Annotated in this window: 23 protein-coding genes and 1 tRNA gene; 12 read left to right on the top strand and 12 right to left on the bottom strand. The window is 69.8% G+C overall.

The genetic code is table 11. From position 1 onward, the window contains the following. Positions 1-306 precede the first annotated feature (306 nt). Complete coding sequence (locus VKQ35_RS09805; RefSeq protein ID WP_324361001.1) at positions 307-2,283, bottom strand: tetratricopeptide repeat protein; 1,977 nt, start codon at positions 2,281-2,283, stop codon at positions 307-309. A gap of 25 nt (positions 2,284-2,308) precedes the next feature. Beyond that, positions 2,309-3,229, bottom strand: a complete 921-nt coding sequence (locus tag VKQ35_RS09800) for an N-formylglutamate amidohydrolase (RefSeq protein ID WP_324360999.1) — start codon at positions 3,227-3,229, stop codon at positions 2,309-2,311. Between the two features lie 153 nt (positions 3,230-3,382). On the opposite strand from VKQ35_RS09800, the gene cpdR reads away from it, so the two are divergent. Beyond that, complete coding sequence (gene cpdR / locus VKQ35_RS09795; protein ID WP_324360997.1) at positions 3,383-3,739, top strand: cell cycle two-component system response regulator CpdR; 357 nt, start codon at positions 3,383-3,385, stop codon at positions 3,737-3,739. A 61-nt stretch (positions 3,740-3,800) separates the two neighbouring features. Continuing rightward, positions 3,801-3,875: transfer RNA gene (locus VKQ35_RS09790), tRNA-Val, on the top strand. 265 nt (positions 3,876-4,140) lie between these two features. On the opposite strand, the gene VKQ35_RS09785 is transcribed toward VKQ35_RS09790, so the two are convergent. From VKQ35_RS09785 to motA, 4 genes are all read right to left on the bottom strand, one after another. After that, on the bottom strand, positions 4,141-4,536 hold the full coding sequence (locus VKQ35_RS09785) for a DUF6491 family protein (RefSeq protein ID WP_324360995.1): 396 nt from the start codon (positions 4,534-4,536) through the stop codon (positions 4,141-4,143). A gap of 62 nt (positions 4,537-4,598) precedes the next feature. Then, on the bottom strand, positions 4,599-6,410 hold the full coding sequence (mnmD, locus tag VKQ35_RS09780; RefSeq protein WP_324360993.1) for a tRNA (5-methylaminomethyl-2-thiouridine)(34)-methyltransferase MnmD: 1,812 nt from the start codon (positions 6,408-6,410) through the stop codon (positions 4,599-4,601). Between the two features lie 48 nt (positions 6,411-6,458). Next, positions 6,459-6,749, bottom strand: coding sequence for a hypothetical protein (locus VKQ35_RS09775; protein WP_324360991.1), 291 nt, complete (start codon positions 6,747-6,749; stop codon positions 6,459-6,461). A gap of 14 nt (positions 6,750-6,763) precedes the next feature. Further along, positions 6,764-7,639 (bottom strand): flagellar motor stator protein MotA, encoded by an 876-nt coding sequence (gene motA, locus VKQ35_RS09770; RefSeq protein WP_324360990.1) that lies wholly within the window; start codon positions 7,637-7,639, stop codon positions 6,764-6,766. Between the two features lie 107 nt (positions 7,640-7,746). Between motA and VKQ35_RS09765 the strand changes: the two genes are divergently transcribed. Next, complete coding sequence (locus VKQ35_RS09765) at positions 7,747-9,066, top strand: MFS transporter (protein ID WP_324360988.1); 1,320 nt, start codon at positions 7,747-7,749, stop codon at positions 9,064-9,066. A 67-nt stretch (positions 9,067-9,133) separates the two neighbouring features. After that, the gene (locus VKQ35_RS09760; protein ID WP_324360986.1) at positions 9,134-10,315 is read left to right on the top strand and encodes a DUF3089 domain-containing protein; all 1,182 of its coding nucleotides are present in this window, start codon (positions 9,134-9,136) and stop codon (positions 10,313-10,315) included. Between the two features lie 19 nt (positions 10,316-10,334). Here VKQ35_RS09760 and VKQ35_RS09755 read toward each other — a convergent pair whose 3' ends face one another. Then, positions 10,335-11,723, bottom strand: a complete 1,389-nt coding sequence (locus tag VKQ35_RS09755) for a lytic murein transglycosylase (RefSeq protein ID WP_324360984.1) — start codon at positions 11,721-11,723, stop codon at positions 10,335-10,337. Between the two features lie 144 nt (positions 11,724-11,867). On the opposite strand from VKQ35_RS09755, the gene ykgO reads away from it, so the two are divergent. Further along, entirely contained in the window at positions 11,868-11,993 is a 126-nt protein-coding gene (gene ykgO / locus VKQ35_RS09750) for a type B 50S ribosomal protein L36 (protein WP_056735996.1), read from the top strand. Positions 11,994-12,015: 22 nt separating this feature from the next. Beyond that, the gene (locus VKQ35_RS09745; protein WP_324360980.1) at positions 12,016-12,618 is read left to right on the top strand and encodes an HAD family phosphatase; all 603 of its coding nucleotides are present in this window, start codon (positions 12,016-12,018) and stop codon (positions 12,616-12,618) included. Between the two features lies 1 nt (position 12,619). Here the strand turns inward: VKQ35_RS09745 and folE are convergent, their stop codons facing one another. After that, positions 12,620-13,207, bottom strand: a complete 588-nt coding sequence (folE, locus tag VKQ35_RS09740) for a GTP cyclohydrolase I FolE (RefSeq protein WP_324360978.1) — start codon at positions 13,205-13,207, stop codon at positions 12,620-12,622. Between the two features lie 142 nt (positions 13,208-13,349). Between folE and VKQ35_RS09735 the strand changes: the two genes are divergently transcribed. Beyond that, a complete protein-coding gene (locus tag VKQ35_RS09735) occupies positions 13,350-13,619 on the top strand; it encodes a DUF2312 domain-containing protein (RefSeq protein ID WP_293371969.1) in 270 nt (89 codons plus the stop codon). Next, complete coding sequence (locus VKQ35_RS09730) at positions 13,616-13,975, top strand: hypothetical protein (RefSeq protein ID WP_324360975.1); 360 nt, start codon at positions 13,616-13,618, stop codon at positions 13,973-13,975. Before VKQ35_RS09735 ends, VKQ35_RS09730 begins: the two co-directional genes overlap by 4 nt. A 203-nt stretch (positions 13,976-14,178) precedes the next feature. On the opposite strand, the gene ald is transcribed toward VKQ35_RS09730, so the two are convergent. Further along, complete coding sequence (gene ald / locus VKQ35_RS09725) at positions 14,179-15,291, bottom strand: alanine dehydrogenase (RefSeq protein WP_324360973.1); 1,113 nt, start codon at positions 15,289-15,291, stop codon at positions 14,179-14,181. A 128-nt stretch (positions 15,292-15,419) separates the two neighbouring features. Between ald and VKQ35_RS09720 the strand changes: the two genes are divergently transcribed. Beyond that, a complete protein-coding gene (locus VKQ35_RS09720; RefSeq protein WP_324360972.1) occupies positions 15,420-16,100 on the top strand; it encodes a lysoplasmalogenase family protein in 681 nt (226 codons plus the stop codon). 70 nt (positions 16,101-16,170) lie between these two features. On the opposite strand, the gene VKQ35_RS09715 is transcribed toward VKQ35_RS09720, so the two are convergent. Together VKQ35_RS09715 and mtgA are read right to left on the bottom strand one after the other, a co-directional pair. Further along, a complete protein-coding gene (locus tag VKQ35_RS09715; RefSeq protein WP_324360970.1) occupies positions 16,171-16,869 on the bottom strand; it encodes a PEPxxWA-CTERM sorting domain-containing protein in 699 nt (232 codons plus the stop codon). A gap of 111 nt (positions 16,870-16,980) precedes the next feature. Then, the gene (gene mtgA / locus VKQ35_RS09710) at positions 16,981-17,640 is read right to left on the bottom strand and encodes a monofunctional biosynthetic peptidoglycan transglycosylase (RefSeq protein ID WP_324361371.1); all 660 of its coding nucleotides are present in this window, start codon (positions 17,638-17,640) and stop codon (positions 16,981-16,983) included. Between the two features lie 167 nt (positions 17,641-17,807). On the opposite strand from mtgA, the gene VKQ35_RS09705 reads away from it, so the two are divergent. From VKQ35_RS09705 to VKQ35_RS09695, 3 genes are all read left to right on the top strand, one after another. Continuing rightward, a complete protein-coding gene (locus tag VKQ35_RS09705; protein WP_324360968.1) occupies positions 17,808-18,470 on the top strand; it encodes a nitroreductase in 663 nt (220 codons plus the stop codon). Between the two features lie 11 nt (positions 18,471-18,481). Next, positions 18,482-18,790, top strand: a complete 309-nt coding sequence (locus tag VKQ35_RS09700) for a UBP-type zinc finger domain-containing protein (protein ID WP_324360966.1) — start codon at positions 18,482-18,484, stop codon at positions 18,788-18,790. Positions 18,791-18,951: 161 nt separating this feature from the next. After that, complete coding sequence (locus VKQ35_RS09695) at positions 18,952-19,839, top strand: sulfotransferase (protein WP_324360964.1); 888 nt, start codon at positions 18,952-18,954, stop codon at positions 19,837-19,839. Between the two features lie 52 nt (positions 19,840-19,891). Here the strand turns inward: VKQ35_RS09695 and VKQ35_RS09690 are convergent, their stop codons facing one another. Then, positions 19,892-20,734 (bottom strand): enoyl-CoA hydratase/isomerase family protein, encoded by an 843-nt coding sequence (locus VKQ35_RS09690; RefSeq protein WP_324360962.1) that lies wholly within the window; start codon positions 20,732-20,734, stop codon positions 19,892-19,894. Positions 20,735-20,785 lie beyond the last annotated feature (51 nt).

Raw genomic sequence — 20,785 nt, 5'->3', positions numbered from 1 at the left:
TAGGGGAGAGAAGCCACAACCGCCAGCTTCGAGTTGGCGCCTGTGACCCTGCGGCAGGCCCCGCACGGCCAAGCTGTTGTGCGGTGCAACCTAAATGGGGAGCCCGGGGCTGCGCGCAAGACCCGGAAAAACCTAGGCTTTCCCATGTCACCGTCATGAAATTGCAGGTTTTTTGTCGCAGGCGCTTGCGTCGTTGTGCTTTGCACCATACATTGGATTTGTGAGGCGGCCTTGTCGCCTCTGCCCTTCCTGGGCGTTTCCTCCCTATGAACTGCCGCGGCTTCGGCCGCGGCTTTTTTTTGGGCCTCAGGCTGGCGGCAGGTGATCCGGCGCCAGGCCGGCGAGACGCTGTTCGTGCATGCGCCGGTAGAGCGCCTCCAGGTTGCGGACATAGGCCGGCGTGTCGAAGAGCGCCGAGGTCCTGACATCGGCCACCCGCGCCCGCACCTCAGCCAGACGTTGGGGATCGCGCGAAAGGGCCAGGGCGAGCGCCCGATAGTCCTCCAGGTTCTCGGCGATCAGGTCCGGCAGGCCGGCGGCGGTGAGCAGGCTCGCGGCCACGCGGCCCGCAAAGGTCTCGCCCCGGCAGGTGATCAGCGGCAGGCCGGCCCAGAGCGCGTCGCTGGCGGTGGTGTGGGCGCAGCAGGGCAGGCTGTCGACGAAGAGGTCGGCGTGGCCGATTCGGCCCCGGTGCTGGGGCGCGGGGAGCTTTGGGGCGAACACCAGCCGGGCCGGATCGACGCCCGCCTGCGCCGCCGCGCGCGTCAGGTTGTCGGCCGCCGCGTCCTGCAGCAGCCAGAGCACGGCGCCCGGGACCGCCCGCAGGAGGTCCATCCAGACGGCGAACACCTGGGGCGTGATCTTGTAGGAACCGTTGAAGCTCGCGAAAACGAAAGCCTGCTCCGGCAGGCCGTGGTCGGCCCGCGTCGTGGTCCGCGCATCCACCGGCCGCCGGCGGTCGTTCGGCTGGTAGCAGCCCGGCAGCCAGGCGATCTTCTCGGAGTAGCCGGCCGTCTCGTCAGGCCCGATCAGCGTGGCGTCGGCGATCAGATAGTCGATGGAGGGCGCGCCGGTGGTCATCGGATAACCCAGGAAGCTCACCTGGATCGGCGCGGCGCCGGCGACAAAGATACCGGGCCGCGACTCGGCGGTGAAACCCTTCAGGTCGACGGCGATGTCGAGCCCGCGCCGGACCGCAAGGTCGGCGATGGCGGCGGGCTCGAGGGCCGCCACGTCGTCGAAGTGCTCGCAGGCCGCTCGCAGGCGGCGGCGGACCGGACTCTCGTCCGCCCGCCCGAACGAAAAGGCGCTGATCTCGAAGGCGGCCCGGTCGTGCAGCTCCAGGGCCTCGACCAGCAGGTGCGCGGTGGCGTGCTCGTGGAAGTCGGCCGAGAAGTAGCCGATGCGCAGGCACTGGCCAGGCGGCGGCGGCGCGCGGCGCGGGGCCGGGGGCAGGGTCGCGGCGCAGTAGGCGGTGGCGCAGCGCAGCTGCTCGGCCGGCGAGAGCGGCATGGCCACGGTCGGAAACGGAATGGCGGCGAGTTCGCCGGCGTCGATCCGCGCCCGCAGTTCGCCGACCAGGCCGTCGAAATCCCGCCAGTCGCAGGTCCGCATCCGCGCATGCAGCCGCTGGCCGGCCAGGTAGCGCAGGCCGGGGTCGATGGCGTGGGCCGCGTCATAGGCCGCCGCGGCCTCCCCCCAGCGGTTCAGCCGGGCCAGCAGATGGCCGCGTTCGGCGTGGACGCCAGCCGTCGCCGCGCCCGAGGCGAGGGCCGCGTCATAGACCACCAGCGCCGCCTCGCCCTGGCCGTCGGCGGCGAGCGCGGTGGCCAGATTGAAGCGGGCGGTGGCGTTGTCCGGCGTCAGCTCGAGGGCGGCGCGGAAGCGTTCGATGGCCTCGCCGCGGCGGCCAAGGCCCGCCAGCGCATTGCCGCGCGCGGTGTGGGCGAAAGCGTTGCCGGGCGCGAGCGCCAAGGCGCGGTCGGCGCTCTCCAAAGCGCCTTGGAACCGCTGCAACTCGTTGAGCACGTTAGCCCGGTTCAGCAAGACCGAGGCGTCGGCGGGGGCGATGGCCAGGGCTTGGTCCAGCACCTCCAGGGCTTCGGCCGTGCGGCGCTGCGCACGAAGAATGGCGCCCAGGTTGGCGAGCGTCGCGCTGTCGCGGGGCTCCAGGCGCACCGACTCCCGCGTCGCCGCCTCCGCCTGCGCCAACCTGCCGGCGCGGTAGTGGAGGGCGCCGGCGCGCCGCCACTCGCCGGCCGTCTGCGGTGGGGTTTCGGTCAAGTCCCGGCGGTCCTGTTCGGCGGCGTCAGGATGCCTTTAGCCCAGCCCAGTCGGCGCCCGCCAGCGCCCGGGTCAACCGCTCCAGGTTGGCCTTCAGCGCCTCGAAGCCCGCGGTGGGCGTGAGCGTCGCCTCGTCCAGGTAGAGGCCGCGGTTGATCTCGATCTGCAGGGCGTGGGTGCGCCGGGCCGGCCGGCCATAGTGCTCGGTGGTGTAACCGCCCGCGTAGGGGTTGTTGCGCGCCACGCGGTAGCCCATGGCCTCCAGCTCGCGCTCCACCCGCTGCGTCAGCACACCGGCGCAGGCCGCGCCGAACCGGTCGCCCAGCACGAAGTCGCAGGGCCGGTCGCGCCCGCCGGCCCGCGCCGCGGCGGCGGGCATCGAGTGCCAGTCGATCAGGATCGCGACGCCGTGCGCCCGCTGCGTTTCGGCGAGCAGCCGCTCAAGAGCTGCGTGATAGGGCCGGTGCGCGCCGTCGATCCGGCCGCGCGCTTCGGAGAAGGTGAGCTTGCGCGCGTAGATCTCCTGGCCCTCGGAGACCACGCGGGCGATGGCCCCCAGCCCCGCGGCGACGCGGGCGGTGCGCGACCGCGCAAACTCGGGCAGCTCGTCCTCGAACATGCCAGCGTCGAGTTCGAAGGCCTCGCGGTTGAGGTCGATATAGGCCCGCGCGTAGCGGGCGGCGATCACGCTGGCGCCCAGCTTTGGGGCTTCGCAGATCAGGTCGTCGACGAAGGCGTCCTCGGAGCGGCGGATGGTCTGGGCGTCGAGGGCCGCGGCGGCCATCATGTCGTCGGGATAGTCGCGGCCGGAATGGGGCGAGGCGAACACCAGGGGCGTCGGCGGAGCTTGGCCGTCTGCGGCGGCGCGCCACAGGCCAAAGGCGCCGCGCGCCAAGCTATCCTTGGCCAGCGTCTCCTTGGCGGCGATGGGCTCCCAGGCGTTCATCACCCGACATAGAACGCTGCGCCTCAGGTTCGGTCAAAGGTTCGTTGGGCAAAGGTTCATTGAGGGCAAAGGTTCATCGCGCCTTTACCGATCCGAAGCTATCTAGGGTGTTTCCTGTCGATCCCGCGTCCGCCCCGTATTCCTCGAGTTCCCATGCCCCGAATTCTCCTGGCCGAAGACGACGACAGCCTCCGCGGCTTCCTGGCGCGCGCGCTGGAACGGGCCGGCTATGAGGTCACCGCCTGCGCCGACGGCGAGGAGGCCGTGGCCGTGCTGGACCAGGAGTGGGACCTGCTGCTCACCGACATCGTCATGCCGGGCATGGACGGCATCGAGGTGGCGCGCCAGGCCGCCGCCCTGCATCCGGACCTGCGGATCATGTTCATCACCGGCTTCGCCGCCGTGGCGCTCGCCGCCGGCAGCCAGGCCCCGGCCGGCGCCAAGGTGCTCAGCAAGCCTATCCACCTGCGCGAGATCGTCTCCGAGGTAGAGCGGATGATCGCCGCCTAGGCTGACGCTTGCGCCTTGAGGGGCGCATCGGTATATCCCCGCCTTCCCGAGACGACGGTTTGGACGTGTAGCTCAGCGGGAGAGCACCTCGTTGACATCGAGGGGGTCACAGGTTCGATCCCTGTCACGTCCACCATCCCTTCCCGCCGACTGCGCCTTGTGCGGCGGCCGGGGCGCGGGAACCGCCACCTGCCAAATCCGTTGCCTGCCCTCGAGGGCTTGAGGTCCCGGCGGCGTATCGCTCCGGGCCTCACATGATCATGGAGACGATCGGGTGCAGTACAGTAAGCACGACAACGAACTCTACGAGCGCTGGGGCCTTTGCGTTGCGGTCGCGCTCGGCGCGATCGTCATGCCGGCCCTGCTGTTCGTGGTCAGCCTGCACCACTAAGCCTCCAACCTCAGGGCTTCGCCCTCTTCGGCAGGGCGGCGATCTCGTCGGCGCTCAGCTTGTGCATCGCCTTCACCGGGCAGCGCTGGCGGCCGATCCCCTGGGCGTGGCTGATGATCTCGGCGTCGAGCGGGCTGCAGATGCTTCCGCCGGCGCCGTGACTCGACTGCAGGGCGACGCGCTGGTTCCAGTCGACGTCCGGGCAGGCGATCATCAGGTCCAGGCGGTAAACGTCGTGCATGTTCACCTTCACATAGACCGTGTGGTCGTCGGGCGCGGCGAAGCTGGTGACATTACGCGCCCAGAAGCACTGGTCGTTGGAGGCCTTGTCGGCGGCGCTGGCCGCGGAGGCCGCGCCCAGCGCCAGCAGCAGGGCGGTGGCGGCGATGACGAATGGGGTCTTCATCGATCGGATCCTCGTGAAACTCCGTCCCCCAGCGTCAACCTACATCCCGCGGCCAAGGTTGCCTAGGAACCGCGTCTGGCGGCGCGGCGGGCGAAGCGGGCCGGGTCGACGAAGGCGGCCAGCGGCTGCGGTAGGGGCGAGGGCGCGCCGAGCGCCAGCGCCGCCACATGCTCGGCCAGCAGCGGCGCGAGGCAAAAGCCTCGGGCGCCGAAGCCGGTGAGGACGAAGAGGCCCGGCGGGCTTGCGTGTGCGGGGCCGGCGACGGGCAGATAGTCCGGCGTGGTGACGCGGATCGAGGCGCGGCCCTCCAGAGGCCGCCCGCCCAGCCGCGCGGCGAGCATCGGCAGGCCCTGCGCCAGGAAGCCCAGGTTGCGCGCGTGGTCCTGCGGCCGCAGGTCGCGCGCGGTGTCGTCGCGGTCGTTGGTGGCGCCGAAGAGGACGCCGTCGCGCGTCGGGATGGCATAGCCGCCGAAGGCCGCGGCCGGCGGCGGATCGTCGAGCGGCGTGAAGCTTGCCTGGCCGCGCACAGCGCTGAGCGGCAGGCCGGGCGCCAGGTCGCCGGTCGCCAGGCCCGCGGCCACGATCACCGCGTCGGCGGTGTCCAGAACCTCGCCCTCGGCGTCCAGCAGCCGCCAGCCGTCGTCGGCCAGCTCCAGCCTGGCGACCGCCGCCTCGCGGACCTGCGGCGCCCAGGCGGCCAGCAGAACGCCGGGCTCGATCACCAGCCCGTCGTGCAGGATCAGGCCTTCAGGGGCGTCTTCGCCGAGCCGCGCGCTGGTCGCGTCCGCCGCCAGGCGCTGCACCGAGCCGGGTTCGAAGAGGTCGGAGCCGGCGACCTTGTCGAAGCGGGCGAGGTCGCGCGCGTCCACGGCCAGCTGCAGGGCGCCGCGGCTGACGATCAGGCCGGGTTCGGCGCCATACAGAGCCACGGCCCGGCGGAAGCTTTGGGCGAAGACCTGGGCGGGTTCGGCGAGGCCAGCGTCGAGCCGCGGCGTCACCAGGGCGGCGGGATTGCCCGACGCGCCGGAGCCGCGCCCCTGCGCGTCGAAGACCATGGCCTCGGCGCCCAGGGCGCGCACGGCGCGGGCGGCTGAGGCGCCCCCGATGCCCGCGCCGACGATCGCGATCCGCTTGCGGCCGGCCGGTTGGGCGGCTTCACCGGGAAGCCGCGCGGTCAGCCGCTCCCGCTTGCGGCCGAAGCCTGGGGCCCTGGCGACCTCGAAACCGGCGGCGGCTAGGCCCCGGCGCACCTGGCCCGCGACGGTGAAGGTGGCGGCCACCGCGCCGGCGTGCGAGCGGGCGGCGACCAGGCTGAGCACCTCGTCGCGCCACATGGCCGGGTTGCGGGCCGGCGCGAAGCCGTCGAGGAACCAGGCGTCGGCGCGGCCGGACCAGCCGGCGAGCGCGTCTTCGACCTCGCCCACCGCCACGTCGAGGATGACGCCAAGGTCCGGGAACTCGATGCGGTGCGGTCCCTTCGCCTGGCCGGGCCATTGGGCGGTCAGCCGCGCGGCCAGGACCGAAAGCTCGGGCCAGCCGGTCAGCGCGCGGCGGGCCTCGTCGGCGGTGATGGGATGGGCCTCGACGGAGAAGATGTGCAGCCGGCCGCCCGGCGGGCGGGTCCTCGACCAAAGCTCGATGAGCGCCAGCACGTTGAGGCTGGTCCCGAACCCCAGTTCAGCCACTGTGAAGCGGTCGCGCGCCGCCCAGGCGTCTGGCAGGCCGCAGCCCTGCAGGAAGACGGCGCGAGCTTCGGCCAGGCCGTCCTCGGCGGAGAAATAGACGTCGTCATAGAGCCGCGAGCGCGGCTGGCCGTCGTCCGTCCAGGTCAGGGGACTTCCGGTCGGAGGGCTTGGCGGGTTGTCGGCGCTCATCGGGGCGCCGGTATAGCGCGTCGCGGGGCTTTGCGGGCTTGCGGCGGCCTATTTCTTCGGCGGCGTGGCGCCAGGCGCGGCGGCGGCTGGTGGCGGCGTCGTGGCCGGCGCGGGACCGGCGGAGGGCGTGGCGGCCTCCTCGGCCCGGCTGTCGTCAGTGGCGGCGTCGGCGGCGGCGGTGAGGGCCGCCTGGGCCTTGGCGGTGTCGGCCTCGGCGCTGTTGGAGGGCGAGCCCGCCGTGCTGGCGGCGTCGGCCTTGTCGGCGGCCTTCGAGCAGGCCGCAAGCGCAAGGGCGGCGACGGCGGCGATCAGCAGCTTGCGGGGAAGATCGAGGCTCATCGCTCCGACTCCGTCTAGGCCGCGCCCTCGGCCGGAATGGTGTTCAGCGCCTCTTCCAGCTCCAGGAAGCTTGGCTGGTTCGGCGTCGGCACGCTGCCGCGGCCAATCTCGACGGAGATCTGGGCGGCGTTGCCATGCAGGTGGGCGACCAGCACGCACTGGATGATCTTATAGAAGGAGGAGTCCTCCTCGATCACCGCCGCCATGCGGGTGGCCATCGGGCCGACCAGGCCATAGGCCAGGAACACGCCCAGGAACGTGCCGACCAGAGCCGAGCCGATCATCTCGCCCAGCACCGCCGGCGGTTCGGTGATCGCGCCCATGGTCTTGATGACGCCCAGCACGGCGGCGACGATGCCGAGCGCCGGCAGGCCGTCGGCCAGCGTGGTGAGCGCGTGCGGCGGGGCCAGCGCCTCGTGGTGGTGCTTTTCGAGCTGCTTCTCCATCGCATCTTCGACTTGGTGCGGGTCTTCCAGGTTCATGGTCATCATCCGCAGCGTGTCGCAGATGAAGTCGACGGCGAAGTGGTCCTTCATGATCCTCGGGTAGCGCGAGAAGATCGAGCTCTCCTTGGGTGTCTCGATGTGGCTTTCCAGCGCGATCACGCCCTTGGATTTCATGGTCTTGGTCAGCAGGAACAGTAGGCTCAGGAGGTCGCGGTAGTCCGACGCCTTCCAGGACGGGCCCTTGAAGACCTTGCCCATGCCGCCGCCCAGGCCCTTCAGCACGCCCAGCGAATTGGCGATCAGGACGCTGGCGATGCCGGCGCCGCCGATGGTCATCATCTCGGACGGCAACGCGCCCAGGATCACGGCGATGTTGCCACCGGTCATGATGAAGCTGCCGAACACCAGGGCGAACAGCACAACGATGCCGATAATCTGGAACAAGGGATTCTCCCGCGACGCAGCGGAGAACATCGCCGTTATTGCTTAATAGGCGATGATTAGCGGGCCTCAGTTTGCACCGCAGCGCCTTGCGGCCTAATCCCGCAGTCATGCCCGTCGACGCCGTTCCTTCGTCTGCACTTCAGAGCACGCTGCCGAAGCGGGCGTTCGCGATCATCTTCTTCTCCTCAGTGGCGACGGCGATCGGCAACAACGGCCTGATCTCGGTCCTGCCGCTGATCGGCCGCTCGCTGAAAATCCCCGACGAGATGGTGGTGGCCATCTTCTCGCTGTCGGCGATCCTGTGGGCCTCGTCCTCGCCCTTCTGGGCGCGCGCGTCGGACCGCTATGGCCGCAAGCCCCTGATGCTGGTGGGCCTCACCGGCTTCATGGTCTCGATGACCGTCTGCGGGGCGGTGGTCAGCGCCGGACTGAAGGGGCTGGCGGCTCCCATGGTGATCTTCGGCGCCCTGCTCCTGGGGCGCGCGCTGTTCGGCCTGTTCGGCGCCGCCTCGAACCCCGCCTACCAGGCCTATATCGCCGACCACACGCCGCGCGAGGAGCGCACCCAGTCGATGGCCATGCTGGCCGGCGCCTTTGGCATCGGCACGCTGGTGGGGCCGTTCATCGCGCCCTACTTCATCTATCCGGTGGTGGGCGTGGCCGGGCCGCTGTTCACCTTCGCGGGCATCGTGGCGGCGATGTTCGTCGTCGTTTGGCGCCTGCTGCCGGAAAGCCGCCGGCGGCCGGAGGCGGCGGAAGAGGAGGCGGAAGAGGCCGTCACCGAAAAGCAGCGGCCGATGTGGCGCGATCCCCGGGTGGTCCCCTTCGCCCTCTACGGCTTCGTCGTCGCCACGTGCCAGACGGCGCAGCAGCAGACGCTCGGCTTCCTGGTGATCGACAAGCTGGGCGTCACCCCGCTGGAGGCCAAGGGACAGATCGCCATCGCCATGATGATGGGGGCGCTGGCCGGCCTGTTCGCCCAGTGGGGCATCATCCGCATGTTCCAGATGACGCCCAAGCAGCTCCTGCGCTGGGGCGTGGTCTGCGGCGTGGCCGGCAACCTGCTGGTGGCCATCGCGCCGGACTTCAACATGGTGGTGGCGGGCTATGCCCTGGCCAGCATGGGGTTCGGTTTCGCCCGGCCGGGGTTCACGGCGGGCGCGTCGCTGGCGGTGGGGTGGAAGGACCAGGCGCGGGTGGCCGGCGCCATCGCCGCGGTCAACGGCATCAACGCGGTCTTCGCGCCGGCCTTCATGGCGCTCTATCACGCCAGCCACTCGGCCCCGTTCTACCTGAACGCCGCCCTGATGCTGTGCCTCTTGGTCTACGCCTTCGTTTCGAAGCCGCTGGCCAACGCCGATCCCGCCGCGGTGACCCGCGAGGAGGCCACCATGGCCACCATCGAGCGCAGCGACGAGGGCGCCTAGCTGCCAGCCCTTGCCGCAAGGCGCGACAAGGCCCTAGCTGTCGCAAAAGCAAGGCTGGGAGGGCCGTATGATCCGCAATGTGCTGGCAGGCGCCGCGCTGAGCCTTTTGGTGGCGACTTCGGCGGCGGCTCAGGCGCCGGACCCGACCGTGGCGCATGCCGACTACGCCAACCCGGCGCTCTGGCTCTGCCGGCCGGACCTCAAGGACAACAAATGCAAGGTCGACCTGGACGCGACCTCGATCGCGGCGAGCGGCAAGCTGACGGTGGAGAAGTTCGTCCCGGCCAAGGACCCAAAGATCGACTGCTTCTTCGTCTATCCGACGGTCTCGATGGATCCGGGCTGGCAGTCGGATTTCTCGCCCGACCACATGGAGTTCGATGACATCAAGCTGCAGTTCGCACGCTTCGGGTCGGTCTGCCGCACCTTCGCGCCGCTCTACCGCCAGGGCACGCTCACCGGACTTCGGGTGGCCAGCGGCGGTGCGCCTCCCGTGGGCCCGCGCCCCGCGCCGGGCTTCGGCGGCTACAACGACGTGGTCGACGCCTGGAACTACTACCTCGCCCACGACAACCATGGCCGGGGCGTCGTGCTGATCGGCCACAGCCAGGGCGCCGGGGTCATCGCCCGCCTCATCGCCGCCGAGATCGAGGGCAAGCCGGCCCAGAAGCAGTTAATTTCGGCGCTCATCCTGGGCGCGCCGGTGATGGTGCCGCCGGGCAAGGACGTCGGCGGCTCGTTCAAGACCATCCCGCTCTGCCATGACGAGAGCCAGATCGGCTGCGCAATCAACTACTCGACCTTCCGCGACACCAATCCGCCGCCGGCCAATTCGCGGTTCGGGCGCGGCCGCGACGGGATGCGCGCGGCCTGCACCAACCCGGCGGACCTGAAGGGCGGCAAGGGCCAGCCGGACGGCTATTTCCTCACCCAGGGTTTCCTGAACGGCTCAGGCGGCGCGACCCAGCCGCCCTGGACGACTCCCGCGGCGGAGATCAAGACGCCCTTCGTCAAGGTCCCCGGCCTGATCACCACCGAGTGCGTCTCGAACGGCGACTTCACCTATCTGGCCATGCATGTGAACGGCGACATCAAGGGCGCGCGCACCCATGAGCTGGGCGGCGAGATCATCCGCCCGACCGGGCCGGACTGGTCGTGGGGCCTGCACCTGATCGACGTTGACCATTCGATGGGGGACCTGGTGCGGATCGTCGGCAAGCAGGCGGCCGCCTACGCCCAAAAACACTGAGGCGGCCCACTGAAGCCTGTCAGGTCGGCGGCGTATCGGCTGCGGACTGGGCGGTCGCCGGGGCGATCGGGGGCGCCGCGGTCGCGCCGCCGGCCTCGGCCTTCAGCCGCGCCACCATGTCCGGCGACAGATAGCCGTCGGCGGTGAGGCCGCGGGCCTTCTGCCAGGCGCGCAGCTGCGTGCGCGTGCCGGCGCCGACGATTCCGTCCGGCGTGCCGGGGCTGAAGCCCAGCGCCGCCAGCGCCCGCTGCGCGGTCATCCGGTCGGCCAGCGACAGCGGCGTCTCAGGCGGCCACGCCCGCACCAGCGGCCCGCCGCCGGCGATGCGGTCGGCCAGCAGCCCGACCGCCAGCGCATAGGCCACAGAGTTGTTGTACTTGCGGATCACGAAGTGATTGGGGAACAGCAGGAAGATCGGCCCCTGCGCGCCCGTCGGCGCCAGGAGCTGCGCCTCGGCGGCCCTGTCCGCGTCGCTCCATGGGAGGCCATCGGCGCGCAGCACGCCCAGCGCCGTCCAGGCGTCCGGCGTCAGCTTGGGGCCCTCGCTGAGCGCGAAATCGAAGTCGCTCGGCACGGTGACCTCCCGCGCCCAGCTCTCGCCGCGCCGCCAGCCGCCCTTGGCCAGCAGATTGGCGGCTGAGGCCAGCGCGTCGGCGCTGGACGCCCAGATGTCGCGCTTGCCGTCGCCGTCGCCGTCCACGGCGGTCGACAGATAGGCCGACGGGATGAACTGGGTCTGGCCCATGGCGCCGGCCCAGGAGCCCTTGAGCTCGGCGCGGCTGGCCTCGCCGGACTGGATGATCTTCAAGGCCGCGATCAGCTCGCCTTCCGCCCAGTCGCGGCGGCGGCCCTGCGCGGCCAGGGAGGCCATGGAGCGGATGACGTCGAAGTCGCCCTGGATGGCGCCAAACGCGCTCTCCCGCGACCAGACGGCGATCAGGATCTCGCGCGGCACGCCGTATTTTTGCTCGATCTCCGGCAGTTGCGGCACGTCGGCCCGCTCCTGCTCGCCCTTGGACGCCGTGCCGGGCGTCACCGCGCCCTTGATGTAGACCGAGATCGGCTGGGAGAACTCGGGCTGGCGGCTGTCGCGCTGGGCGACGCGCGGGTCGGGCGTCAAACCGGCCATCTCGCGGTCCAGCACGTCGCGGCGGATCCCAGCCTTCAGCGCCTTGGGATAGAAGGCGGACGCCCAGGCGTCGAAAATCATGTCGCCGCTGACCGCCGGCGGCGTCACCGGCGACACCGGCGCCGCCTCCGGACTCGGCGCGGGCGCAGCTGGCGCAGGCGGCGCGGCGCTCGGCGGCGGAGCGGATGGCAGAGGCTGGGGCGCCGGCGGTTTGGCGTAGGGGCTCGCGCATGCGGCCAGCACGGCGAACAGCACGAGCGAGAGATGGCGAAAGCGCATCGGCCGGAGTCTAGCGAGCGCCTGCGTCCCACTCAATCGGAACCGTTGCCTCGCGACATTGACTTCGCCGGGGCCTTTCCGTATATCCGCGCGCTCCTTGTAAAACCCCCGGACGCCACCGTCCGCGCGCCCGAGAATTAGGTCATGAAGGTCAGAAGCTCGCTCAAGTCGCTCAAGACGCGTCACCGCGACTGCAAGCTCGTGCGCCGCAAGGGCGTCGTCTATGTGATCAACAAGACGAACCCGCGCTTCAAGGCCAAGCAGGGCTGACGACCGTCTGAGCGTCCCGCAGGTGACAAAGGCGGTCATCTGGGACGTCGGCAACGTCATCGTGCGCTGGAGCCCGCGCACGCTCTATTCGAGGATTTTCGACGATCCGGCGCAATGCGACCGGTTCCTGTCTGACGTCTGCACCATGGAATGGCACGCGCCCACCGACCGCGGCGTCACCTTCGACGACAACTGCGCGGCGCTGAGCGCCCGGTTTCCTGAGCACCGCGAGGCGATCTGGGCCTGGAAGCACCGCTGGGGCGAGATGTTCTCCGGCGCCATCCCCGAGACGGAAGCGGCCATCGCCGCGCTGCAGGCGCGGGGCGTGAAGCAGTATGCGTTGACCAACATGAGCCACGAGACCGAAGAGGCGACCTTCGCCATGAGCCCGGCCTTCGCCAGGCTCGACGGGCGGATCGTCTCCGGGCGAGAAGGGGTGATGAAGCCCGATGCGGCGATCTTCCGCCTGGCCTGCGAGCGTTTCGGCTTTGCGCCGGCGGACGCCCTGTTCGTCGATGACAGCGCGACCAACATCGCGGCGGCCAGCGCCCTGGGCTTCCAGACGCACCACTTCACCGACCCGGCGGCGCTTGCGCCCGCCCTGGAGGCGGCGGGCCTGATCTGAGCTAGCGGTCGGGCTGGCGGACCAGGTCGAAGAACTCCTGGCGCGTGCGGGGGTCGTCGCGGACCTCGCCCAGCAAGTGGCTGGTGGTGAGCCGCGTGCCGGGCGTGTTGACGCCCCGCATGGTCATGCAGCTGTGCTCGGAGATGATCACCACGCCGACGCCCTTGGGCTTGAGGATCTCCTGGATGGCGCCGGCCACCTCGGCGGTTAGCTTCTCCTGGATCTGCAGGCGCCGCGCGAAGCCGCGCACCACCCGCGCCAGCTTGGAGATGCCGACCACACGGCTCGACGGCAGATAGCCCACGTGCGCGCGGCCGATGAACGGCAGCATGTGGTGCTCGCAGAAGCTGACCACCGGAATATCCTTCAGGATCACCAGCTCGTCGTAGCCGGCCACCTCCTCGAAGGTCTTGGCGAGGTAGTCCTTGGGGTCGCTCTCATAGCCCGCGAACAGCTCTCGGTAGGACCGCGCGACCCGGGCCGGGGTTTCCAGCAGGCCCTCGCGGTCGGGGTCGTCGCCGGCCCACTCGATCAGGATGCGGACCGCAGCCTCGGCGTCGGACTGGGTGACTTCGGACTTCCTGCTCATGCAGCCTCCGCGTCGTTGCGCCGCCCACCTCTTACCGTATGGGCGCTTATCCACAGGCAAGGTTCTTGGCCACCATGACAGGAGCCGGGCGCGTGGCTAGGGTCCCGGCCAGCTTTCCGTTCCCGTACCGAAGAGACTTCCCATGGCCGACGACGCCTCCGCCCATCCCGATGTGCTGAATCAGGCCGCCCAGGGGCAGCTCAAGTCGATCATCGAGCGCATCGAGCGGCTGGAGGTCGAGAAGGCCGAGGTGGCCGAGCAGATCAAGGAAGTGTTCGCCGAGGCCAAGGGCAACGGCTTCGACGTCAAGATCCTGCGCAAGGTGGTGCGCATCCGCAAACAGGACCGCGCCAAGCGCCTGGAAGAGGACGCCATCCTCGACCTCTATCTCTCGGCCATCGGAGAGATTTGAACCGAAAACCGCCAGATAGGACCGGGCCGAAGCGCAGCAGCTTTGGGTCCAACCGCAAGCCGCCCGATCCCAAGGCGGTCGCCAAGCGAGCTGCCCTGAACGCCCTGAAGCGCGCCCAGCGCCAGGCCGACCGCGCGGGCGTCAAGCTCTCGGAGTGGGAGGGCGAGTTCCTGGGAAGCGTTTCCGACCGCCTGAAGACCTACGGCCGCGCCTTCGGCGACCCGGAAAAGGGCGCGCCGGGCCAGGCGCTCTCGGCGCTCCAGACCGTGAAACTCAAGGAGATCACGGCCAAGGCCAAGGGCGAGAAGAAGGAACTCAAGCGCCGGCCGTTTCGGCGGAAGGCCCGAGATAGCTGAGGCCTTCGGCGCGTCAGCAGCTTTCAAGATTCAACCACGAACCCACACAAACGGACACGAACGGGGCGTGCGCGCCGCGAGCGGAGCTTGCCATCTGATCTTAAGGCGTGGCCTATCGAGAGATGGCCCTTCGGGCTTTCAGCCGGCAGGGCGCGTTCGTGTCCGTTTGTGCGGGTTCGTGGTTTTCTTCTCTTGGCCTTGAGCTATTTCCAAGCCCCGTAGGCGTCCACGAACGGCTTGCCGAGCGCCTCGGCGACGGCGGGGTGGGTCACTTGGCCCTTGAGCACGTTCAGGCCCTTGGCCAGGTGCTTGTCCTTCTTGAGCGCGTCCAGGCCGTGGTTGGCGAGCGCCAGGCCGAAGCTGAGCGTGGCGTGCACCAGGGCTTCCGACGAGGTGCGCGGCGCGGCGCCCGGCATATTGGCCACGCAGTAGTGGACGACGCCGTCGACGGTATAGGTCGGGTCGGCGTGGGTGGTGGGCCGGCTGGTCTCGAAACAGCCGCCCTGGTCGATGGAGACGTCCACCAGCACCGAACCCGGCTTCATCCGCTTCAGGTCGTCCTTGCGGATCATCTTGGGCGCGCTGGCGCCGGCGGTCAGCACCGCGCCCACCACCACGTCGGCCTTGAGGATCTCTTCTTCCACAGCATCCTGTGTCGAGTAGCGGGTCAGAATCCGGCCCTGGAACATGTTGTCGAGCTCGCGCATGCGCGGGATCGAGCGCTCGACGATCACCACCTCGGCGCCCAGGCCCGCGGCCATGCGCGCGGCGTTCATGCCGACCACGCCGCCGCCCAGCACCACCACGCGGGCGGGCGCGACGCCCGGCACGCCGGAGAGCAGGAGGCCCATGCCGCCGTTGTGCTTGAGCAGGGTTTCGCCGGCGGAGAAGACCGCGATCCGCCCGGCCACTTCCGACATCGGCGCGAGCAGCGGCAGCCCGCCTTGCGCGTCGGTCACCGTCTCATAGGCGATGGCCGCGCAGCCTGAGGCCAGCAAGCCGTCAGCCTGGGCCGGGTCGGGCGCCAGGTGCAGGTAGGTGAACAGGATATGCTTGTCGGTCAGCCGCGCCCATTCGACGGGCTGCGGCTCCTTGACCTTCACGATCAGTTCGGCGCCGGCGAAGACGGCCTCCGCGTCGGCGACGATCGAGGCGCCGGCCTTGGTGTAGGCGCTGTCCGGATAGCCGGCGCCGACGCCCGCGCCCTTTTCTACGATCACCTGGTGGCCGTGGCTGACGTATTCGCGCACGGCGGTGGGCGTAAGCCCGACACGGTATTCGTCAGGCTTGATCTCGCGAGGCACACCGACGCGCATGAGAGGCTCCTGGGAGGCTGGTTTTTGCGTATTTGGCGCGGGTTTAGGGCATGGGCTCGCGGAAGTCGATGGGGCGTTGCCTCGCCGGCGCCAAGCGTCGACCTTGGGACGGAAACGGGGGCAGGTTGATGAGGTCCGAAAGCTTGTGGGCGCGGTTGGCGCTCGCCGCCGCGATCGTCGGCGGCGTGAGCTATCTGGCGGCGGACTATCTGCCGCTGACGGTGGCGGCGGGTCTGGCCTGGAAGGGGTCGGGCGTCGGCTTGCTGGCGGTCTATGCGGCGCTTCGGGCCAGGAGCTTCGACGGCTGGCTGCTGGCGGCGGTGATGGCGTTGGGCGCGGCGGGCGATGTGTTGCTGGGCGCGGCGGGGTTCGTGGTCGGCGGCGGGATGTTTCTGCTCGGGCACCTCGTGGCGATCTGGCTCTACCTCAGGAACCGGCGGCCGGGGCTCAGCCGCGGCGACTGGGTCTCGGGCCTGCTGCTGATCCCGGCGACGGTGACCGCCGCCTGGCTGCTGCCGGCGGACCGGGCGGGCGCGGCGGGCGTGGCGGCCTATGCGCTGGGGCTGTCGGCGATGGCGGCGAGCGCGGGTCTCAGCCGCTTCCCGCGCGGGCGAGTGGCGCTGGGCGCGCTGATGTTCCTGGTCTCCGACCTTTTGATCTTTGCCCGCGCCGGGCCGCTGGCGGGGCAGGCGACGGCGGTGGTCGGCTTTCTGGTCTGGAGCCTCTATTTCGCCGGCCAGGCGCTGATCTGCCTGGGCGTCACGCGGACGCTGGCGGCGGACGAGGTCCAGCGGGCTGCGCCCAAATGAGAAGCGCCGCCGGGTCGGGGAACCCGGCGGCGCTCTACACGCCCGAAGAGCTGGAGAGGTCTCTTCGGGATCAGGCGGTTAGGGCAATCATCCGCCTACGATTGCGACGCAGCAGGGCGCCGGCCCCACCGAAGCCCAGGATCATCAGCGCCCAGCTGGCCGGTTCCGGAACGGCCGTGCCGCCCAGGTGCATGTCGTCCAGCGCAAAGTCGTTGCCGCTGGGCTCCAGGTTCAGGTTGGTGAGCGAGATGCTCTTCAGGCCGCCGGCGCCGGTGACGCCGGAATAGCTGAACTGATACCAGGCGCTGGTGTCGTTGGTGGCCTGGAAGGTTGCGCCCTCGACGGCGGCGCCGTTGATCCACAGCTGCAAGTGAGCCGGGCTCGCCGGATAGACCGAACGCAGGAAGAAGCTGAAGTCGTAGGCGGTGTTGGCGGCGCCCAGCAGCGGGTTCGCGTTCGTGCCTTCCGACCAGATGATCGTGTCGGGCGTACCCGAGCCGTTGATCACCATCATCTCGCCTTCGCCGGTGGTGTGGTCACCGAACGAGGAGAACAGCGGGTGATCCAGATTGGGATTGGTGGTGACGTCGTAGGTCCCTTCCGGCCACAGGTTGTTGCCGAAGCCGTTCGGCGGCGAATAGGCATAGCCGCTGCTGAAGCCGACATTGCCGGCGCTGAAGTCGCCGCTGGTCAGGAGCTCGGTGGCCGAGGCGGAGCCGGCGGCGGCGAGCGCGATGGCGGCGGCGCCGGCGGCGAAAAAGGTTTTCAAAGGTAAGCCTCGTGTCCAGAGCGAGGGCTCCGTACCGCTACGGCACAGCTCCCCCTATTGCTCAGGTACGGTGCAACTCGCGCGCCAGACGCGTTCGCCGGCCTACGGCGGCTATTTCAGGACGCAGTCGGCCAGGCCGTCGCGGCGGATCGTGCCGGCGGCGGCGGTGATGTGGCCCTGGCGTTTCTGGATGTAGGGGCCGGGCCTGGAGGCCTTCCAGGCCAGGGGCTTGGGAATGATCGCGGCCAGCCGGGCGGCCTGGGCCGGGTTCAGCTGGGCGGCGCTGATGTGGAAATTGGCCTGGGCGGCGGCTTCCGCCCCATAGACGCCGGGGCCCCACTCGATGGAGTTCAGATAGACCTCCATGATCCGGGGCTTGCCCCAGATCCCCTCGATCAGGACGGTGAACCAGGTCTCCAGTCCCTTGCGGACCCAATCGCGGTGCGGCCACAGGAAGATGTTCTTGGCGGTCTGCTGGCTGATGGTCGAGCCGCCGCGCAGCTTCTTGCCGTCGGCGTTGTGATCCATGGCCTTCTGGATGGCGTTCCAGTCGAAGCCGTGGTGTTCGCAGAAGCGGCTGTCCTCGGCGCCGATCACGCTGCGCACCAATTGCGGCGAGATGCGGCTGAGCGGCACCCAGCGCCGGTCGAAACCGTGCCCCTCGAACATCCGCTCGACCATCAGCCAGGTCATCGGCGGCGGCACGAAGCGGTAGATGGCGACGACCAGCACCGGACCGGCCAGGCCGAAGATCAGCACGGCGATCAGCATCCAGCGGAACAGCCGGCCGATGAGCCCGCCGCGCCGGCCCTGTCGCTGCGATCCTGCGCGTCTGGCCAAAGGAATGGTTGTCCCCAACCCGCCCCTTGCCTGACTTAGGGGCCGCAGCGATAGCTGGCGTGCGCCGCCCCTCAAGGTCAAGCCGGAGCAGGTTCCCCATGGACGTCTCGGACGCCGTCGCCCGCCGCATCTCGATCCGCGCCTTCCGCCCCGACCCGGTGGCCGGCGACGTGGTGGCCGAGATCCTGGCCCGCGCCGCTCAGGCGCCCAGCGGCGGGAACCTGCAGCCTTGGCGGGTTTATGGCCTGGCCGGCGAGCCGCTGGCCGCCTTCAAGGCCAAGGTCGCGGCCAATCCGTTTGGCGAGGAGCCGGAATACCACGTCTATCCGCCGAACCTGTGGGAGCCCTTCCGCACCCGGCGGTTCCAGAACGGCGAAGACCTCTATGCGACCATCGGGATTCCCCGCGAAGACAAGCCGGCCCGGTTGCGGCAGCTGGCCAAGAACGGCGACTTCTTCGGGGCGCCCGTCGGCCTGTTCTTCTGCCTCGACCGCAAGCTTGGACCGCCGCAATGGGCGGATCTGGGCATGTTCATGCAGAACGTGATGCTGCTGGCGGTCGAGCGGGGGCTGGACACCTGTCCGCAGGAATACTGGGCGCGCTATCCGAAGACCGTGGCCGAGTTCCTGGGTCTGCCAGACGATCACATGCTGTTCGCCGGCATGGCCCTGGGCCACCGTCAGGAGGATCATCCGATCAACACCCTGAGGGCCAGCCGCGACGCGTTCGAGCTCTGGGGCGAACTGCGCGGATTCGACTAGAGGAGCCCCCCATGGAAGACGCCTGCCCCCACACCCGCGGCATCCGCGACGTGACGCCAAGCGCGCTCGGCTGCGAGGAGTGCCTGCGGATCGGTTCGGTGTGGCTGCACCTGAGGTTGTGCCGAACCTGCGGCCACGTCGGCTGTTGCGATCAGTCGCCACATCGCCATGCGACCGCCCATTTCCACGCCACCGCCCATCCGATCATCGAGGGCTATGACCCTCCCGAGGGTTGGGGCTGGTGCTACCTGGACGAGGTGTTTTTCGATCTTGCCGAGCGCCGCACGCCGCAGCGCGGACCGATTCCGCGCTACTACTGACCCGGCGATCGGCGGTCGGTTTGACAACGGTGTCCCATGGGGTGAAGCTCCCTAAAGGCGCTCGGCATAGTTGCGTTACTGAAACGCACTGACACGGTAGCGATATAAGAACGGCATAAAAATCTGTTCATGTGATTCCCGGAATTGGCCCGGGGCGTCCCATGCACGATCAGTTCGGCCGGCGAGAAGAAGGCTTGGCGCTGCTCGCCGCCGACGTCCGCGACGATCTCTCCCGTTTTCATCTGCTGCACTACGGCGACCGCGTCGACGGCTTCCTGATCAGCGGCCACAATTCCGGCACCCACTGGCTGCGCTTCATGCTGAGCGCGGCGATCGCCAGCCGGCTGGGGCTGCCGCGGCCGGCCTATTCCAGCGGGCCGGAGAGCGACCTCTATATCGGCCACGCGCGGCATCGCCGCCGCTATCCGCATGCGCCGAAGATCGGCAGCTCGCACCACATGCCGTCCCGCCTGGTGGCGATGCTGGGCGCGGCGCGAATCCTGCGGCTGCCGCCGGTGGTGCTGCTGGTGCGGCACATCCCCGATTCCCTGCTCTCCTATTTCTTCAAATGGCGCGAGGCCAAGGGGCTGGGCGAGCTGGACCGCTTTGTGGCGCGCCAGCCCTCGGCCCAAGGCGTCGACGTCTGGTGGTTCATCCGCTTCTTCAACCGCTGGGGCGCGCTCAAGCGGGTCTTCCCGCGCGAGGTGATGGTGGTGCGCTACGAGGACGTGGAGCGCGACCCGCAGACCTGGGTGCGGCGGATCTGGGCGCATTGGGGCGTCGAGCTCGGCGACGCCGACCTGCAGGCCGCCATGGCGGTCTCCTCGCACGCGGTGGTGCGCGCGCATCTGGACCCGGCCTATGGCGAGGACATCGCGCCCGATCGTGGCGCGCGGCTGGCCTGCCGCTACGCGGAGCGGGACGCGGCGCTCCTGCAACGGCGCCTGCACCGCCACCTGCGCCACGCCTTCGGCTACGCGACCCTGGTCAACCTCGCCGAGCCGGCGCTCAGCCACGCCCTGGCGAACGAGACGCCCCAGGCCGCCTGACCCTGGGGCCGGACGGCGTCTCGGGGTCAGCCCCCCGGCCTCGAGGCGCCGCCTACCTTCCGTGGAAATCCGCCGGGCGTTTTTCCAGGAACGAGGTCATGCCTTCCCGGAAGTCCTGAGTGCGGACCAGCTGCAGGAACTGCAGATAGACGTGGTGGACGTGGTCGTTGAACGTCTCCTCCATGCCCATGCGCATCAGCCGCTTGGCCGACTGCACCGCCAGGGGCGCATTGGCGGCGATCTCGGCGGCGACGGCGCGGGCGCGGGCCTGCAGCTCGGCGTCGGGGACCACCTCGCTCGTAAGCCCCAGCGCCAGGCTGTCGGCGGCGGACAGGGTGCGGCCGGTGAAGATCAGCTCGGCGGCCTTCGACCAGCCGACCAGGCGGGGCAGGAGCCAGGTGCCGCCGCTTTCCGGCACCACGCCGCGCTTGACGAAGGCGGCGGCCAGTTTCGAGCTCTCGCCCATGATCCGGATGTCGCAGCCGAGCGCCGTGTCCAGGCCGTAGCCGGCCGCCGCCCCGTTCAGCGCGCAGATGGTCGGCTTGTCGAGGTTGAACAGGATGGTCGGTGGGGTGTTGCGCAGGTCGAGGTTCACTGAGACGCTCTGCGCCTGTGACGCCGAGCCGATGCCGGAGCCCTGGGTGGCGTCCACCAGGTCCAGGCCGACGCAGAAGGCGCGGCCGGCGCCGGTCAGCACAATCACCCGCACCTTGGGATCGGCATTGGCCTTCAGCAGGTCCTGGCTGAGCTTGGCCAGCATCGGGCCTGAGATGGCGTTCATCCGCTCGGGCCGGTTGAGCGTGATGGTCGCGATCCCGTCCGCGACCTCATAGAGCACCTCGGGAGCGGTCTCGGCGCCTGCATCCTTGGGGGCTTTCGCCAGGGTCTCGCTCATCTGGACCATCCTCGCCGGACAATAAAAGAAGCGAGGAGCTTACGCCCCCCG

This window comes from Phenylobacterium sp. (assembly GCF_035309685.1).
GTDB lineage: Bacteria > Pseudomonadota > Alphaproteobacteria > Caulobacterales > Caulobacteraceae > Phenylobacterium.
The sequence above is the reverse complement of the archived record's forward strand: the minus strand, read 5'-3'. Positions and strand labels throughout refer to the sequence as shown.

Bases quoted from the DNA above. Each gene is read 5' to 3' on its own strand.
- VKQ35_RS09760 (WP_324360986.1), top strand. From the start codon at position 9,134: ATGATCCGCAATGTGCTGGCAGGCGCCGCGCTGAGCCTTTTGGTGGCG.
- VKQ35_RS09720 (WP_324360972.1), top strand. From the start codon at position 15,420: ATGAGGTCCGAAAGCTTGTGGGCGCGGTTGGCGCTCGCCGCCGCGATC.
- VKQ35_RS09755 (WP_324360984.1), bottom strand. From the start codon at position 11,723: ATGCGCTTTCGCCATCTCTCGCTCGTGCTGTTCGCCGTGCTGGCCGCA.
- VKQ35_RS09690 (WP_324360962.1), bottom strand. From the start codon at position 20,734: ATGAGCGAGACCCTGGCGAAAGCCCCCAAGGATGCAGGCGCCGAGACC.
- VKQ35_RS09700 (WP_324360966.1), top strand. From the start codon at position 18,482: ATGGAAGACGCCTGCCCCCACACCCGCGGCATCCGCGACGTGACGCCA.
- VKQ35_RS09800 (WP_324360999.1), bottom strand. From the start codon at position 3,229: ATGAACGCCTGGGAGCCCATCGCCGCCAAGGAGACGCTGGCCAAGGAT.
- VKQ35_RS09765 (WP_324360988.1), top strand. From the start codon at position 7,747: ATGCCCGTCGACGCCGTTCCTTCGTCTGCACTTCAGAGCACGCTGCCG.
- VKQ35_RS09785 (WP_324360995.1), bottom strand. From the start codon at position 4,536: ATGAAGACCCCATTCGTCATCGCCGCCACCGCCCTGCTGCTGGCGCTG.
- ykgO (WP_056735996.1), top strand. From the start codon at position 11,868: ATGAAGGTCAGAAGCTCGCTCAAGTCGCTCAAGACGCGTCACCGCGAC.
- VKQ35_RS09775 (WP_324360991.1), bottom strand. From the start codon at position 6,749: ATGAGCCTCGATCTTCCCCGCAAGCTGCTGATCGCCGCCGTCGCCGCC.
- VKQ35_RS09705 (WP_324360968.1), top strand. From the start codon at position 17,808: ATGGACGTCTCGGACGCCGTCGCCCGCCGCATCTCGATCCGCGCCTTC.
- ald (WP_324360973.1), bottom strand. From the start codon at position 15,291: ATGCGCGTCGGTGTGCCTCGCGAGATCAAGCCTGACGAATACCGTGTC.
- folE (WP_324360978.1), bottom strand. From the start codon at position 13,207: ATGAGCAGGAAGTCCGAAGTCACCCAGTCCGACGCCGAGGCTGCGGTC.
- cpdR (WP_324360997.1), top strand. From the start codon at position 3,383: ATGCCCCGAATTCTCCTGGCCGAAGACGACGACAGCCTCCGCGGCTTC.
- mnmD (WP_324360993.1), bottom strand. From the start codon at position 6,410: ATGAGCGCCGACAACCCGCCAAGCCCTCCGACCGGAAGTCCCCTGACC.
- mtgA (WP_324361371.1), bottom strand. From the start codon at position 17,640: ATGCTGATCGCCGTGCTGATCTTCGGCCTGGCCGGTCCGGTGCTGGTC.
- VKQ35_RS09695 (WP_324360964.1), top strand. From the start codon at position 18,952: ATGCACGATCAGTTCGGCCGGCGAGAAGAAGGCTTGGCGCTGCTCGCC.
- VKQ35_RS09735 (WP_293371969.1), top strand. From the start codon at position 13,350: ATGGCCGACGACGCCTCCGCCCATCCCGATGTGCTGAATCAGGCCGCC.